This is a genomic window from Curtobacterium sp. C2H10 (genome assembly GCF_025407985.1).
Taxonomy (GTDB): Bacteria; Actinomycetota; Actinomycetes; order Actinomycetales; family Microbacteriaceae; genus Curtobacterium.
In genome coordinates this window covers 75,708-90,762 of the sequence record NZ_JABXGF010000002.1, presented here as the reverse complement: position 1 = coordinate 90,762, position 15,055 = coordinate 75,708, and the positions used below count along the sequence as shown (strand labels likewise).

11 protein-coding genes are annotated in these 15,055 nt (G+C 72.6%); 9 read left to right on the top strand and 2 right to left on the bottom strand.

Annotation, left to right across the window (positions count from 1 at the left end):
* Nucleotides 1-27: 27 nt before the first annotated feature.
* Genes HWD93_RS01610 through HWD93_RS01590 form a run of 5 tightly spaced genes read left to right on the top strand, consistent with a single transcriptional unit; the run spans nt 28 to nt 4,615 of the window.
* On the top strand, nt 28-1,215 hold the full coding sequence (locus HWD93_RS01610) for an ABC transporter ATP-binding protein (protein ID WP_139199240.1): 1,188 nt from the start codon (nt 28-30) through the stop codon (nt 1,213-1,215).
* Nucleotides 1,212-2,423, top strand: a complete 1,212-nt coding sequence (locus tag HWD93_RS01605; protein ID WP_261645837.1) for a spermidine/putrescine ABC transporter substrate-binding protein — start codon at nt 1,212-1,214, stop codon at nt 2,421-2,423. Before HWD93_RS01610 ends, HWD93_RS01605 begins: the two co-directional genes overlap by 4 nt.
* Complete coding sequence (locus tag HWD93_RS01600) at nt 2,420-3,352, top strand: ABC transporter permease (protein ID WP_217637333.1); 933 nt, start codon at nt 2,420-2,422, stop codon at nt 3,350-3,352. Before HWD93_RS01605 ends, HWD93_RS01600 begins: the two co-directional genes overlap by 4 nt.
* Complete coding sequence (locus HWD93_RS01595) at nt 3,349-4,224, top strand: ABC transporter permease (protein ID WP_071302258.1); 876 nt, start codon at nt 3,349-3,351, stop codon at nt 4,222-4,224. The genes HWD93_RS01600 and HWD93_RS01595 overlap by 4 nt, the downstream gene beginning before the upstream one ends.
* A 22-nt stretch (nt 4,225-4,246) precedes the next feature.
* Nucleotides 4,247-4,615: a hypothetical protein gene (locus tag HWD93_RS01590; RefSeq protein ID WP_261645836.1), complete on the top strand. Its 369-nt coding sequence runs from the start codon at nt 4,247-4,249 to the stop codon at nt 4,613-4,615.
* A gap of 32 nt (nt 4,616-4,647) precedes the next feature.
* On the opposite strand, the gene HWD93_RS01585 is transcribed toward HWD93_RS01590, so the two are convergent.
* On the bottom strand, nt 4,648-6,237 hold the full coding sequence (locus HWD93_RS01585) for a GMC family oxidoreductase (RefSeq protein WP_261645835.1): 1,590 nt from the start codon (nt 6,235-6,237) through the stop codon (nt 4,648-4,650).
* Nucleotides 6,234-7,583 carry an alpha/beta hydrolase gene (locus tag HWD93_RS01580; protein ID WP_261645834.1) on the bottom strand — a complete coding sequence of 450 codons (1,350 nt, stop codon included), beginning with the start codon at nt 7,581-7,583 and terminating at the stop codon, nt 6,234-6,236. Before HWD93_RS01580 ends, HWD93_RS01585 begins: the two co-directional genes overlap by 4 nt.
* 127 nt (nt 7,584-7,710) lie before the next feature.
* Here HWD93_RS01580 and HWD93_RS01575 point away from each other — a divergent pair, with 127 nt between their 5' ends.
* From HWD93_RS01575 to HWD93_RS01560, 4 genes are all read left to right on the top strand, one after another.
* Nucleotides 7,711-10,260 (top strand): carboxylate--amine ligase/circularly permuted type 2 ATP-grasp protein, encoded by a 2,550-nt coding sequence (locus HWD93_RS01575; RefSeq protein WP_261645833.1) that lies wholly within the window; start codon nt 7,711-7,713, stop codon nt 10,258-10,260.
* A complete protein-coding gene (locus tag HWD93_RS01570) occupies nt 10,260-12,044 on the top strand; it encodes an N-acetylglutaminylglutamine amidotransferase (protein ID WP_261645832.1) in 1,785 nt (594 codons plus the stop codon). The genes HWD93_RS01575 and HWD93_RS01570 overlap by 1 nt, the downstream gene beginning before the upstream one ends.
* Entirely contained in the window at nt 12,041-13,972 is a 1,932-nt protein-coding gene (locus HWD93_RS01565; protein WP_261645831.1) for a S9 family peptidase, read from the top strand. The genes HWD93_RS01570 and HWD93_RS01565 overlap by 4 nt, the downstream gene beginning before the upstream one ends.
* A gap of 109 nt (nt 13,973-14,081) precedes the next feature.
* The gene (locus HWD93_RS01560; protein WP_261645830.1) at nt 14,082-14,996 is read left to right on the top strand and encodes a GNAT family N-acetyltransferase; all 915 of its coding nucleotides are present in this window, start codon (nt 14,082-14,084) and stop codon (nt 14,994-14,996) included.
* Nucleotides 14,997-15,055 lie beyond the last annotated feature (59 nt).

The window sequence follows — 15,055 nt, the reverse complement described above, 5'->3', positions numbered from 1 at the left end:
CGAGCAGCACGAGCAGCAGGAGGCACCATGGCAATGACCGGCACCTTCGCCGAATCGGGAGCCGATCTCCGGCTCGACCGGATCACCAAGTCCTTCCCCGGCCACACCGCGGTCGACGCCCTCGACCTCACCGTCCCGGCCGGCTCGTTCTTCGCGCTGCTCGGGCCGTCCGGCTGCGGCAAGACGACGACGCTCCGGCTCGTCGCCGGCCTCGAGGAGCCCACGAGCGGCACGATCACGATCGGCGGACGGGACGTCACCGACACGAAGCCGTACCAGCGGCCGGTCAACACGGTGTTCCAGAACTACGCGCTGTTCCCGCACATGAGCGTGCTCGAGAACGTGGCGTTCGGGTTGAAGCGCCGGCGCATCCCGGACCCGATGACGAAGGCGACCGAGGCGTTGCGGCTCGTCGAGCTCGAGGGTTCGGCGTCGAAGCGTCCGGCGCAGCTGTCCGGCGGCATGCAGCAGCGCGTCGCCCTCGCCCGCGCGATCGTGAACCGCCCGGCCCTGCTCCTGCTCGACGAGCCCCTCGGCGCCCTCGACCTCAAGCTGCGGCACCAGATGCAGCTCGAGCTGAAGACGATCCAGGCCGAGGTCGGTCTCACCTTCCTGCACGTCACGCACGACCAGGAGGAGGCGATGACGATGGCCGACACGGTCGCCGTCATGAACGGCGGCCGCATCGAGCAGATGGGCAGCCCGCAGGACCTGTACGAGCTGCCCCGCACGGCGTTCGTCGCGAACTTCCTCGGGCAGTCGAACCTGCTCGAGGGCGAGGTCCGCGGCACCGACGGCGGACTCCTCGTCGTCGCCACCGCGGCCGGCACGATCGCCGTCCCGACCGACCGGGCCGTCGCGACGACCGGACACGTGGTGGTCGGCGTCCGTCCCGAGAAGCTCAAGATCCGCACCGCCGAGCCGGCACCCGAGGCCGGTCGCAACATCCTCGGCCCCGGCCGTGTGGTCGACGTGTCGTTCTCCGGCGTCAGCACCCAGTACCTCGTCGACGTGCCGGGCGCGGGCCGCGTCTCCGTCTTCGCGCAGAACTCCAAGGGCGGACCGCGCATCGCCACCGGTACCGAGGTCTGGCTCACGTGGGGCGTCGACCACGGTTTCGGCCTGGAGGCGCACCCCGCGTCCGACGCGACCGTCACCGCCGGAGCCGACCCGTGCCTCCAGTCCGCGCCCGCCACCGCGGGGGTCGTCGCGTGAGTCCGCGACCGGACCTGGTGCGCGGACTGACGTCCGCACGCGTCAGCCGTCGCGGGTTCCTCGCGGGCGGCGGGGCCGCCGCGGTCGCCGCCCTGCTCGCCGGCTGCAGCATCAAGGGGTCGGCGGCGTCGCTCCCCGAACACCCGGTGGACTGGGAGCGGTTCTGGGCGGACCAGAAGGCGACGAAGCAGCTCAACTTCGCGAACTGGCCGCTCTACATCGACTCCGACCACGGCAAGTCCGAATCCATCCAGCTGTTCGAGCGGGCCACCGGGGTCTCGGTCGACTACCAGGCCGTGATCCAGGACAACGCCACGTTCTACGCGACGGTGTCCCCGATCCTCCGCGCGCAGGGGGCCACCGGCTACGACCTCGTCGTGATGACGAACGGCTTCGAGCTGACGCAGATGATCAAGAACGGGTTCGTGTGCGAGCTCGACCACTCGCGGCTGCCGAACTTCGCGGCGAACGCGGGCGACTCCGTGAAGGACCCGACCTACGACCCCGGGAACAAGCACTCGGTCGTGTGGCAGACCGGGTTCACCGGGATCGCCTACAACCCGAAGTACATCGACCGCGAGATCACGTCGTTCCAGGACCTGCTCGACCCGGCGTTCCGGGGCCGCGTCGGGCTGATGAGCGACAACACCGAGCTCGGGTCCCTCGGGCTGCTCGCGAACGGCATCGCCCCGGAGACCTCGACCCCCGCGGACTGGCGGACGGCCCAGGACTGGCTGCGGAAGCTCCGCCCGAGCGTCACCGGGTTCTACGACCAGAGCTACATCAACAAGCTCGAGAACGGTGACACCTGGATCACCCAGGCGTGGTCCGGCGACGTGTTCCAGGCGCAGCAGTCCGGGTTCGAGCACCTGCGGTTCGTCACGCCCGAGGAAGGCCAGATGATGTGGCACGACAACCTCATGATCCCCCGGCAGGCGGCGAACCCGGTGTCGGCCCTGGAGTGGATGGACTTCTACTACACGCCGAAGATCGCCGGCATCGTCGAGGACTACGTCAACTACGTCTGCCCCGTGCCCGCCGCGGAGGACTACGTCCGGGACGAGCTGGACGACCCCACCGTGGCGGACAGCCCGCTGGTGTTCCCGTCGTCCGAGGTGCTCGACAAGTCGCACGAGTTCCGGGTGTTCGAGAACTACGACGAGTACTCCGAGTGGAACGGCATCTTCAACGCGGTGGTGCAGTCGTGAGCGCTGTCGGGACGGCCGGGACCGCCGGTCTCGGGGCCGGACCGGGACCCGCGCCCGTGCGGCACGGTCGTCGCCTGCGGGTGCCGTTCCTGCTCGCCGTCGTCGGCACCGCGTACCTGGCCGTGTTCTTCGTCATCCCGCTCGTGTCGGGACTCATCGTCTCGCTCATGTCGGGCAACCCGGACGACGGCTACACGTTCACGTGGAACTGGGGGATCTACGGCTCCCTGTTCATCGACCCGCAGGTGCCGTACCTGACGTTCCTCGGCCGGTCGCTCTGGTACGGCGCGGCCGCGACCGTCGTGACGATCATCGTCGGGTACCCGGTGGCGTACTTCATCGCGTTCCGGGTGTCGCCACGGTGGAAGAACCCGCTCCTCATGCTCGTGTTCGTGAGCTTCCTCGTGTCGTTCGTCATCCGCACCGACATGTGGGCGTTCGTGCTCGCCTCGCAGGGGCCGGTCGTCACGGCGCTGCAGGCGATCGGCCTGGCCGGCAAGGACTTCCACATCCTCGGGACCGGTGGCGCGGTGATCTTCGGCGACGCCTACAACGACCTGGCGTTCATGGTGCTGCCGATCTACGCCGCGCTCGAACGCATCGACCCCCGACTCGGCGAGGCGGCGAACGACCTCTACGCCGGCAAGGTCCGGGCGTTCTGGCACACCACGCTGCCGCTGTCCCGCTCGGGCATCTTCGCCGGTGTCCTGCTCGTCTTCATCGACAGCGTGGGCGACCCGGTGAACTCGGCGCTCCTGGGCGGCACGAACACGTACACGATCGGGCAGGCGATCCAGGACGCCTACTCCGGCAACCAGCAGTACAACGTCGCCGCGGCGCTCTCGACCGTGCTCATGGTCGTGCTCGGCATCATCCTGTTCATCTACGCCCGCGTCTCCGGCACCGACGACCTCGAGGACCTCGTATGACCGCCGTCGCACCGCCCCGCGCCACCGCACCCGCCGCACCCGCCACCGGGACGGCCGCGCGCCGACCCGGCCGGCACGGGGTGAGCCGCCGCGGGCCGTGGCTCGCGATCGTGTACTGGGTCACCATCGCGATCACCCTCGTGCCGATCGTCTACATGATCGTGTACTCGTTCAACGACGCCCCGACGAACCGGCTGTCGTTCGCGTGGAACGGGTTCACGACCTACTGGTACGCGAACCTCGTGAACGTCTCCGGCCTCGGACAGGCGTTCGTCACCTCGGTCGTCATCGCTTTCCTCGCCGCGATCATCTCGGTCGCGATCGGCCTGCCGCTGGCCCTGGCGCTCGAGCGCTACCGGTTCCCCGGGCGCGGTGCCGTGAACGCCGTCGTGTTCGCGGACATCGCGGCGCCGTCGATCGTCGTCGGGTCCGCGTCGCTGTCGTTCTTCCTGTCGGTCGGGCTCGGCACCGGGTTCCTGACGATCCTGCTCACGCACGTGGCGTTCGACGTCGCCTACGTCGTCGTGGTCCTCCGGGCGCGGATCGCGGGGACGTCACGGGCGCTCGAGGAGGCCGCGGGGGACCTCGGGGCGACGCCCTTGCAGGCGTTCCGGCTCGTGACCCTGCCGTTGCTCGCGCCGGGCATGCTGGCCGCGGGGTTGCTCGCGCTGGCGATGTCGATCGACGACTACGTGATCACCTCGTTCGTCGCCGGGCCCTCGGTCACGTTCCCGCTGTTCGTGTACGGCGCCGCCAAGGCCGGGATGCCGCCGCAGGTGCTGTGCTTCGGCACGCTCGTGTTCGCGGTGGGGCTGCTCGTGGCGCTGCTGAACGGGGCGCTGAACCGGCGGTTGGCGCGCACCCGCGGCTGACCCGGACTCGTAGGCTCGGGGGATGGACGTCATCGAGGTCGACGAGCGCGACAGTACCTGGGAGGACCCGCGCCCGCGCTTCCGCGTGTACGTCCAGCGCCCCGACGGCGACGTGTTCGCGACGGAGACGACCGACCTGCTCGAGGCCGACGTCCTGCAGGCCGTCGACTGGGCCCAGCGCCGCGCCGCCGAGCACGAGGGCGCGCTCTGGTCGATCGCGCTCGTCTCCGACGACCGGCGCGGGTTGCGCGGGCTCACCTGGCTCGTGGGCTCGGACGCGAACGATCCTCCGGAGGACGACCTCGACGTCGACCGCCGTGCGCGCATGCGTGCGCGCCGGGCGGATCCGGTCGTGGTGCCGATCGAGGACCGGGCACCCGCCGACTCCTGACCGCCACCGACGACCGTCCCTCGGCTCGCGCGTCAGGCGACGGCGGTCGCGGCCTGCTCGCGGTCGGCCGATGCGTCGTCGCGGAGCAGCCGGTCGGCGGTACGGAGCGACAGCGCCATGATCGTCAGCGCCGGGTTCGCGATGAGGGAGCTCGGGAACACCGAGTTGTCCACGACCCACAGGTTCGGCACGTCCCACGACCGGCCGGCGGCGTCCACGACCGAGTTCCCCGCGTCGGTGCCCATCCGCGCCGTGCCGACGGTGTGCGCCGTGCGGTCGAGGACCCGGACGTCCGTGCCGCCCGCCGCCTCGACGATCGCGGTCATCGTGCGGACCGCGTGGCGGGTGATCGCTTCCTCGTTCGACCCGGGCGAGAACGTGACGCGGGCCTTCGGCACCCCGTTCGCGTCGACCTCGTCGGCGAGCACGAGCCGGTTGTCGTCGTACGGCAGGCACTCGGCGTTGATGCCGACGCCGGCCATGCGCGGGTAGTCCTGCAGCGCCCGGACGAGCGCGGCACCGCGGAGCCCACCGCCCCGCACGAGCGAGGTGGCGAGCGTCAGCGGCTGCACGCCGAGGCTCTGGATCAGGTAGCCGCCCGCGAAGTCCGCGTCGGCGGGGCGGACGAAGTCCTCGGTGATGATCGACGACGGGTACCCGCGGTAGGACCGCATCGACTCGTCGAAGGTCGCCCAGACCTGGGTGGCCCCGTGCGCGGTGAAGTTCCGGCCGACCTGGCCGCTGCTGTTCGCGATCCCGGTGTGCAGCAGCAGGCGCGGGGTCTCGATGCCACCCGCGGCGAGGACGAGCGTGCGGCAGCGCTGCCGGTGGTCGCGGCCGTCCTGGCGGTAGACGACGGCCTCGACCCGGCCCCTGGCGTCGAGCTCGATGCCGTGCACGAACGCCTCGGCGCGGATCTCCGCACCGAACGCGACGGCGGCGGGCAGGTAGGTGGTGTCCATCGACACCTTCGCCCCGTTCCGGCAGCCCTGGTGGCAGGAACCGCAGGACACGCAGGCCTGGCGGAGCCCGTGGTGCTCCTGGTGCCGGTCCTCGGTGGTGAGGCCGACGGGGGCGTCCGTGGCGGTGATGCCCACGGCGGCGGCACCCCGGATCATCATGTCCGACGAGGCGTTCCGCGGCGGCGGGCCCATGCGGTAGCGGCGCTCCGGGTCCCACGGGTAGTGCGCGGGTCCGGCGACGCCGACGTCGTGCTCGGCCTGCTCGATCCAGCGGGTGAGCTCAGCGTGGTCGATCGGCCAGTCCTCGCCCTGCCCGGAGTCGGTGCGGAGCCGGATGTCGTGCTGGTTCGGCCGCGGCGTGAACGCGCCCCAGTGCAGGGTCGAGCCGCCGACGCCGGTGCCGCTGTTGTTCGGGCCGAAGGCGGTCGGGGCGCTGCCGCCGCTGATCCGCTCGTCCATCCAGTTGATGTCCCCGGGGGCCTCGACCTCGTCGGGGGTGTACTGCTCCGGGTCGGTGTTCGGGCCGGCCTCGAGCGCGACGACGCTGAGGCCGCGGCGGGCGAGGGTCGCGAGCAGCGGTGCGCCGCCCGCGCCGGTCCCGACGACGACGACGTCGACGACCTCGTGCTCGCTGTGGTGGCGCTGGTGGTCGAGTCTCATCGTCCGGCTCCCGTCGGTTCCCATGCTTCGCGCTCGCCGGCTCCGAGGAGCAGGAAGCCCTGTTTGCGCAGCCCGTCGCCGCCGTTGGCGAAGCCGTCGTAGTCGATCGCGGCCATCGTCGCCGGGTGCGCCATCCACTGCTTGGCGAGGTCGACGCTGGCGTCCTCGAGCCACGCTCGCAGCTGCGAACCACCGAGCGGACCCGCCGTCGGTGTGTACTCGCCCGCGGTGACCGCGTCGAGCACCCCGGCGAGGTGCTCGTCGCCCTGCGCGGCCTCGCTGCGGAGTGCGTCGAGTCCGGCACGGTAGGCCTCGACGTCGGCGGGCAGGCCGTCCGGTCGCCAGCCGTCGCCGAGTTCGTCGGCCAGCTGGTCGTCGACGCGGAGCGCGAGGTCGAGGTGGCGGTCGCCCGGCTGCGGGACGACGGCGCGGGCCACGGCGCGCAACGTGTCGAGCTGCTCGCGGGTGAGGGCGCGCGGTTCGCGGTCCGGGGCGTCCGGGAGTGCTCGGACGGCGAGGATGCCGCGGGTCCGTGTGCTCACGCGGGGGGAGGCGATGACGCGGGCGGTCTCGGCGGGGACGAGCGGACCGTGGTCGACCCGACGGTGCCAGAAGTCGCGGATGCGGTCGGCGACGGCGTCGGGCTGCTCCCACGGCAGCAGGTGCGCGGCGTCCGGCACCGCGTCGAACTCGCCCGCGGTCCAGTGCGGCAGGTTCAGCGTCCGCTGGGCCTCGGGACCGAGGTCGCCGTCCTCGGCGCCGGCCAGCACCAGGGCGGGGACCGGGTTCGGCGGGAAGACGGTCGACCAGTCCTCGCGGCTGCCGCGGACGAGCCAGTCGGTCCAGGCCTGCGGGACCGCGCGCTCGACGTCGTGCACGGCGATCGCGTGCGGCTCCGGGTCGAGGCGGGACGCGGTGTTGGCGTCGACGAACGCATCGGCCTCGTCGGGGCCGATCTCGCCGTCCGACGCCCAGTCGAGCATCGTCTGCCGGCGCTCCTCGTCCATCGGCTCGGGGGAGAGCGGCGACGCGGCGAGCAGCACCACGGCGCGCAGGCCGAACAGGCCGTTGCTGCCGTCGACGGTGCGCGAGGCGACGACGGACGCCACCTTCCCGCCCATCGAGTGCCCGATCAGCGCCCAGTCGGTGGCGCCGCTCCGGCCGATCGCACGTTCGACGAGCACGACCATCTCCTCGACGGTGGTGCCGGTCGCGGCCGTGCTGGTGCCGAACCCGGGCAGGTCGATCCCGACCAGGTCGAGCGTCCCGGCGAGGCGGGACCGCAGCCCGACGAACTCCTCGGAACTCGATCCGAGGGCGTGCAGGCAGAACACGGTGGTGGGCATCCTTCGTTCCTACGTGCCGCGGCGCCGGCGCTCCCAGCGGGGTGTACCCCGTGCGGCATTGTTTCGAGCATGCGACGATCTGCCCTCGGGCGGGGCCTTCCACAAGGTGCGGCGATAGGTTCGGCCCATGAGTGCAGAGCTGACGCTCGGCGCCGAGGAAGAACTGCACCTCATCGACCTCGATTCCGGACGACTTTCCGCGAAGGCCCCGCGCCTTCTGCCCAAACTGCCCGCCGACCGGTTCGGCGCTGAACTCCAGCGCACGACCATCGAGACGAACACCCCCGTGGTGCGCACCCTCGACGACCTGAGACGGGTGATCGTCGACCTGCGCAGCGAGCTGAGCGCCGCGATCGCCCCCGCCGGGGTCACGATCGCGGCTGCCGGCACCGCGCCGCGGTCGGAGTACGCCGACTTCGAGCTGACCTCCGGTGGACGGTACGGCCGCATGCAGGAGCAGTACCGGATGCTCGTCGACGAACAGCTCATCTGCGGCCTGCAGGTGCACGTCGGCGTGAGCGACCGCGACCTGGCGGTGCAGATCGCCCAGCGGGTGGCCCCGGCGCTGCCGGTGCTGCTGGCGCTCAGTGCCTCGAGTCCGTTCTGGAACGGGCAGGACACCGGCTACTCGTCGTTCCGCAGCATCATCTGGCAGCGGTGGCCCTCGGCGGGCAGCTTCGGGCGCGTCAAGGACGCCGCCGAGTACGACGCGATGCTCGACGACCTCATCGCGTCCGGGGTGATCGCCGACAAGAAGATGGCGTACTTCGACGTGCGGCCCTCGTCGCACGCCCCGACGCTCGAGCTCCGGGTGTGCGACGCGACCCCGATCGTGGACGACGCCGTGCTCATCGCCGGGTTGTTCCGCGCCGCCGTCCGCAAGGCGGAGAAGGCGGTCGAGTCCGGTGCCGAGTGGCGACCGCGCAGCGAACCCCTGCACCGTGCGGCGATGTGGCAGGCGGCGCGTGGCGGCCTGACCGGCGAGCTGCTCGGGCTCGGGCAGCACCCGGAGCGGCTGCCCGCCGAGACCGCCGTCCGGCAGCTCGTCTCCCGCCTGCGTCCGGAGCTCGAGGAGCTCGGCGACTGGGGCACGGTGGCCGGGCTCGTCGAGGACACCCTCGCCCGCGGCAACTCCACGGACCGGCAGCGCACCGCGTACGCCGAGCGCGGCGAGCTCGACGACGTCGTGGCCTCGGTCGTCGAGGACACCGCCGGGACGCCCTCCGGCCGCACCGAGCACCCGACCGTGACGCTGCCGTCGTACCGCGTCCGCGCCGGTGACGAGGCCGTCGGACCGGGAGCCCGGCCCCGCCCGGCCTTCCGCGACCTCGCGGTGTTCTTCGGCGGGTGGGACGCCGAGACCACCATCGACCGCTGCGCCGCCCGCGACACCTGGACCCGCGAGCACGAGGTCGGCTTCGTGGTCGACGGCGGCGTCCAGGCGTTCGGCTGCGACCTCGTCCCGCGGACCGTCAGCGCGTACGAGTGGCGCCAGCTCGCCGCCGGCCTCGGGCAGCGCGCCCGCGCGATCGAGCTGTTCCTCCGCGACGCGTACGGTCCCCTGCGGATCGTGGCGGACGGCGTGATGGACGAGCACCAGTTCGTCGGGGCCAACGGGTGGGACCCGGCGGCCGCCCGGCTGCCGCAGGACGCCGTGCGTGCGCCCGTCATGGGGTTCGACCTGGTCCGGAACGAGTTCGGCGGGTGGCGCGTGCTCGAGGACAACGTCCGGTCGCCCTCCGGCGTCGCGTACGGCATCGCGCTCCGCGAGCTGATGGACGAGGTGGTGCCGGACGCCCCGCGGCCGGAGCACCTGCTCGACCCGCACGGTGTGGTCGACCGCCTCCGCGACACGCTCCGCACGAACGCGACCGCCGTGACCGGCGAACCGGACCCGGTGATCGCGCTGATCAGCGACGGCCCCGCCGCCGGCGCGTGGTTCGAGCACCACAGGCTGGCCGACGGGGCCGGGTTGCGCCTCCTGGCCGGCTCGGACCTGGACGTCCGCGACGGACACGTCGTCGAGGCGCGGACGGGTGACGTGCTGCACGGGCTGTACCTGCGCATCGACCGCGACGTCAGCGCGCTCGCGGCGGAGCACGCACCGGACCTCGGCGCGCGCATCCTCGACGTCGCCGAGGCCGGGGGTGTGCACCTGGCGAACGCGCCGGGCAACGCGCTCGTCGACGACAAGGCGATGTACGTCACCGTGCCGGACCTCATCTGGTACTACCTCGACGAGAAGCCGCTGCTCGACTCGGTCCCCACGTACCGGACCAGCATCGAGGGCGAACGGCTCTCGGTGCTCGACCGCGTCGGCGAGCTCGTGACGAAGCCCGTCGACGGCGAGGGCGGTCGGGACGTCCTGATCGGTCCGAGCGCGAGCGCTCCCGAGGTCGCCGAGCGGCGCCGGGCGATCGCCGCGGACCCCGACCGCTGGGTCGGGCAGGAGGTCGTGCAGCTGTCGTCGCACCCGACCATCGGCCCGGCCGGCCTCGACCCCCGGCACGTCGACCTGCGTGCCTTCGTCTACGTCACGGGCACGGGGCCGGACGACACCCACCTCGCCGACGTCGCGCTCACGCGGGTCGCGCCGGAGGGGAGCATGGTCGTGAACTCCTCGCGCGGCGGCGGCGCCAAGGACACCTGGATCACCGGAACGGCAGGGGACAGCTGATGTGCGGACTCGCGGGAGAACTCCGGTTCGACGGGACGGCGCCGGACGTCGCGGCCGTGGCGCGGATGACGGGCTGCCTCGTGCACCGCGGCCCCGACGGCGACGGGCTGTGGGCGCGCGGACCGGTCGCGCTCGGGCACCGACGGCTGTCGATCGTCGACCTGTCCACCGCGGGCGCGCAGCCGATGGTGCACCCCCGTGCCGGACTGACCATCGCCTACAACGGCATGGTCTACAACTACCGACAGCTCCGCGACGAGCTGCGCGGCCGTGGCCACGAGTTCTTCTCGACCTCGGACACCGAGGTCATCCTCGCCGCCTACGCCGAGTGGGGCACCCGGTTCGTCGACCACCTGGTCGGGATGTTCGCGATCGCCATCTGGGAGCACGCCAGCGGCCGGCTCGTCCTCGCCCGCGATCGGCTCGGCATCAAGCCGCTCTACGTCGCCGAGGTCCCCGGCGGGGTGCGGTTCGCGAGCTCCCTGCCCGCTGTCCTGGCCGGTGGTGGCGTCGACACGAGCATCGACCCGGTCGCCTTCGCGTCGTACATGACCTTCCACTCGATCGTCCCGGCGCCCCGCACGATCCTGTCCGGCGTCGGCAAGCTGCCGCCCGCGACCGTCCGGGTCATCGAGCGCGACGGGACCTCCCGTGACGAGACGTACTGGGAGCCCCGCTTCGAGCGCGACCCGGACAAGGCCGACTGGACCGACCAGGACTGGCAGGAGGCCTTCACCGCGAAGCTCCGCACCGCGGTCGAGCGCCGCATGGTCGCCGACGTGCCGGTCGGCGTGCTGCTCTCCGGCGGGATCGACTCCTCGCTCGTCGTGGCACTGCTCGCCGAGGCCGGGCAACAGGACCTCGCCACGTTCAGCATCGGCTTCGAGTCGGCCGGTGGCGAGTCCGGCGACGAGTTCGAGTACTCCGACGAGGTCGCGCGCCACTTCGGCACCGACCACCACCGCATCCGCATCCCCTCGTCGCGCCTGCTCGACGGCATCGACGGCGCGATCGGCGCGATGAGCGAGCCGATGGTCAGCCACGACTGCGTCGCCTTCTACCTGCTCTCGCAAGAGGTGTCGCAGCACGTCAAGGTCGTGCAGTCCGGGCAGGGTGCGGACGAGGTGCTCGGCGGCTACAGCTGGTACCCGCCGCTCGCCTCCGTCCCGCGGGACCAGGCCGCCGAGGTCTACCGCTCGGTGTTCATGGACCGCCGGTGGCCGGCACTCCAACCCCTGCTCGGGGAACGCTGGCGGAGCGACGACGACACGCCCTCGGCGTTCGTGGACGCCGCGTTCGCCGTGCCGGGAGCGGAGACCAGCGTCGACGCCGCGCTCCGCAGCGACACGATGACGATGCTCGTCGACGACCCGGTGAAGCGCGTCGACAACATGACGATGGCGTGGGGACTCGAGGCGCGCGTGCCGTTCCTCGACCACGAGTTCGTCGAGTTCGCCGGCGCGATCCCACCCGAGCTCAAGCTCGCGGACGGCGGCAAGGGCGTCATGAAGCGCGCGGCCCGCGGCATCGTCCCCGACGCCGTCATCGACCGGACGAAGGGGTACTTCCCGGTGCCGGCGATCCGGCAGCTCGAGGGTCCGTACCTCGAGCGCGTCCGGCAGGCGCTGCACGCGCCGGAGGCGCGGGAGCGCGGGCTCTTCGATCCGGGTACGGTCGAGCGGATGCTCCAGGACCCGAACAGCACGCGGACCGAGATCGGCGCGAACGCGCTCTGGCAGCTCGGCCTGATCGAGATGTGGCTGCAGCAGCAGGGGGTGCGGTGAGCGGGCCCGCCGTGCGGCCAGGAGGCGCGACCCACCTCGAGCCGTCGGCACGCGCCCGGCAGGCGGCCGACCTGGGCGAGCGCCTCGTCGCGGCCTGGGGATCGTGGGGGCCCACCATGACGCGGAACGCCCGCCGCGTCGCGTTCGTGAGCGACCGGCACGGCACCCCCGAGGTCTTCGTGCAGGACGTCGTCGTCGGCGACGAAGCACCCGAGCCCGTGCGGATCCGGCTGTCCGACGACCCCGTGATCCGGGTGACGTGGTCCTCCGACGGGGAGTGGCTCGCCGTGGCCATCGCGACCGACGGCGGCGTGAAGCAGCAGGTCTGGGTGGTCCGACCCGACGGCACCGACGCCGCGCAGATCGCCGGGTCGCGGTACCAGCACGCCGAACTCGGCCCGTGGAGCCGCAGCGGCCACCGGGTCGTCATCACCCTGCCGTCCACCGAGGCCGACCAGCCCGCCCGCTCGTACCTCGTCGACCCCGTCTCCGGCGACCGCGACGACCTCGCGGTGGGGGAGCTCATCCACATCCTCGACCTCAGCGTCGAGGAGCGCCTCGTCGTGCTCCGGGACGGGCAGCGTGGCCACGAGTTCGTCGTGGTCGTCGACCGGCTCACCGACGAGAGCCACGCGCTGCTCGCCGACTCGCCGGACGGCTCGGCGGAGATCGCCTTCCTCCGACCGGCACCCGCGAGCGAGACCAGTCCGCTCGTCGCCTACGTCGCCACCGAGGCCGGACTGCCCCGCCGCGGGCTCGTCGCCCAGCCGGTCGGCCCGCACGGCTGGCGCGGCGCACCCCGGCGGATCACCGAGCGCGACGACGCCGAACTGGAGTACCTCGACGCCGACGACGCCGGCCGGACCCTGCTGCTCGTCTGGAACGTCGACGGCCGGAGCGAACTCGACCTCATCAACACGCACGACGCCTCGCGGACGCCCGTGCCGGACCTGCCCGGGTACGTCGTCACCGACCCGGTCCTCAGCCGCGACGGGCGCAGTGTGCTCCTCGCCGTCGAGGGACCCCTGCGGCCCCGGGAGCTCTGGCGCCTCGACACGAACGCGCTGACGTGGAGCCGGGTCACCGGCGTCCCCGGGCTGCCGGAGGTGCCCCTGGTCGAGCCGACCCTCGAGCGCTTCGCGGCGCGTGACGGACTGGAGATCACCGGCTGGCTGTACCGGGCGGTGGAGCCGGCCACGCCGTCGACCGGTGGTGGTCCCGACGTCTGTGCCGTGCATCCCGAGCCGCGCGCAGCGCTCGTCCACCTGCACGGCGGACCGGAGTCGCAGGAGCGACCCACCTTCTCACCGCAACACCAGGCGCTCGCCGCCGCGGGCATCACCGTGTTCGCGCCGAACATCCGCGGGTCCAGCGGGTACGGGCGCGACTTCGTGCACGCCGACGACCTCGGGCTGCGCTGGAACGCGCTCGCCGACGTCGTGGACTGCGCGCGGTTCCTCGTGTCGAACGGGTACGCGGACCGCTCCCGCGTCGCCGTCGAGGGCCGCTCGTACGGCGGGTACGCGACGCTCGCGTCCCTGGCCTTCACCCCCGACGTCTTCGCGGCCGGGGTCGCCGTGTGCGGGATGAGCGACTTCGCGACCTTCTACCGGGACACCGAGCCGTGGATCGCCTCGGCGGCCGCGACGAAGTACGGGCACCCCGTGGACGACGCCGCGCTGCTCGACTCGCTGTCGCCGATGCGGGCGATCGACGACGTCACCGCGCCGCTGCTCGTCGTGCACGGCGAGCTCGACACGAACGTGCCGATCGGTGAGGCGTACCAGGTGGTCGAGGCGCTCACGGCGAGGTCGCACGACGTGGAGTACCTCGAGCTCGCGGGCGAGGGGCACGAGTACCGCCGGGCCACGTCGCGCGTGGAGCTCGTGCGGCGGATGGTGGCGTTCGTGGCGGCGCGGTTGGCGTAGCGCCTGTCGCTGCCCGCTGCCCGCTGCCCGCTGCCCGCTGGCCCCCGGGCGCCGTGTCACGCGGTGCAACGATGTGCGGTCGGTGTCCCCGGCGTCGCAGGATGGACCCATGACGACCGATGCCCCGACGACCGACCTGACCCGACCCGGAGCGGTCGTCCTGACCACCGCGACGGACGTCGAGGCCGTCGTCGACCACGCCCGCAACACCTACGCCGCCGCCGCCGTCGCGGACACGGCCGGCTGGGAGGACGGGGACCGGCGTCGCCTCGAGGACCTCGGCTTCCGCGGCGGCGACCCCCGCGGCGCGGCGGTGCGGACGCTCGACCTCACGATCGCCGACGACGGCACCCCGACCCGGCTGCTCGACAACCCCGCGCTCGCGTCCCTGAACGGCGAGCACGCCCGGTTCGCCGAGCGTCGCGGCGACATCGCGCGGTACCTGCCCGACGTGTCGGTCTGGACCGGGATCCCGGAGCGACCGACGGCCGCGGACTGGGACGACGTGCGCGCGCTGCTCGGACCCGGTGCGGTGTTCGGCGTCGGTGCGTCCGCCGTCCTCCCCGAGGGCTGGCACGCCGTCGAGGGTTCCGGGGGCGTGCAGCTCACCGGCGAGGACATCGAGGGCGCTCCGGACCCCGAGGCCGTCGAGCTCACCCCCGACGACGTCCCCGAGATCCTCGAGCTCATCGCCCGCACGAAGCCCGGGCCGTTCCTGCCCCGCACGATCGAGCTCGGCCGGTACGTCGGCGTCCGGCGCGAGGGCCGCCTCATCGCGATGGCCGGGGAGCGCCTGCACCCGCCGGGGTGGACCGAGATCAGTGCGGTGTGCACGGACGCCGACTTCCGCGGGCAGGGGCTCGGACGGCGCCTCGTGCTCGACGTCGCGCACGGCATCCGCGCGCGGGGCGAGACGCCGCTCATGCACGCCGCCGCCGGCAACACCGGGGCGATCGGGCTGTACCAGCACCTCGGGTTCCGGTTGCGAGAGCGGGGTGCGCCGCGGTTCGTGCGGGTGCCCTGAGCACAGTCTCGGCGCGTGTGCACGGCCAGTTCGGGGGGGTTGACCGCGCCGTCCGGGGG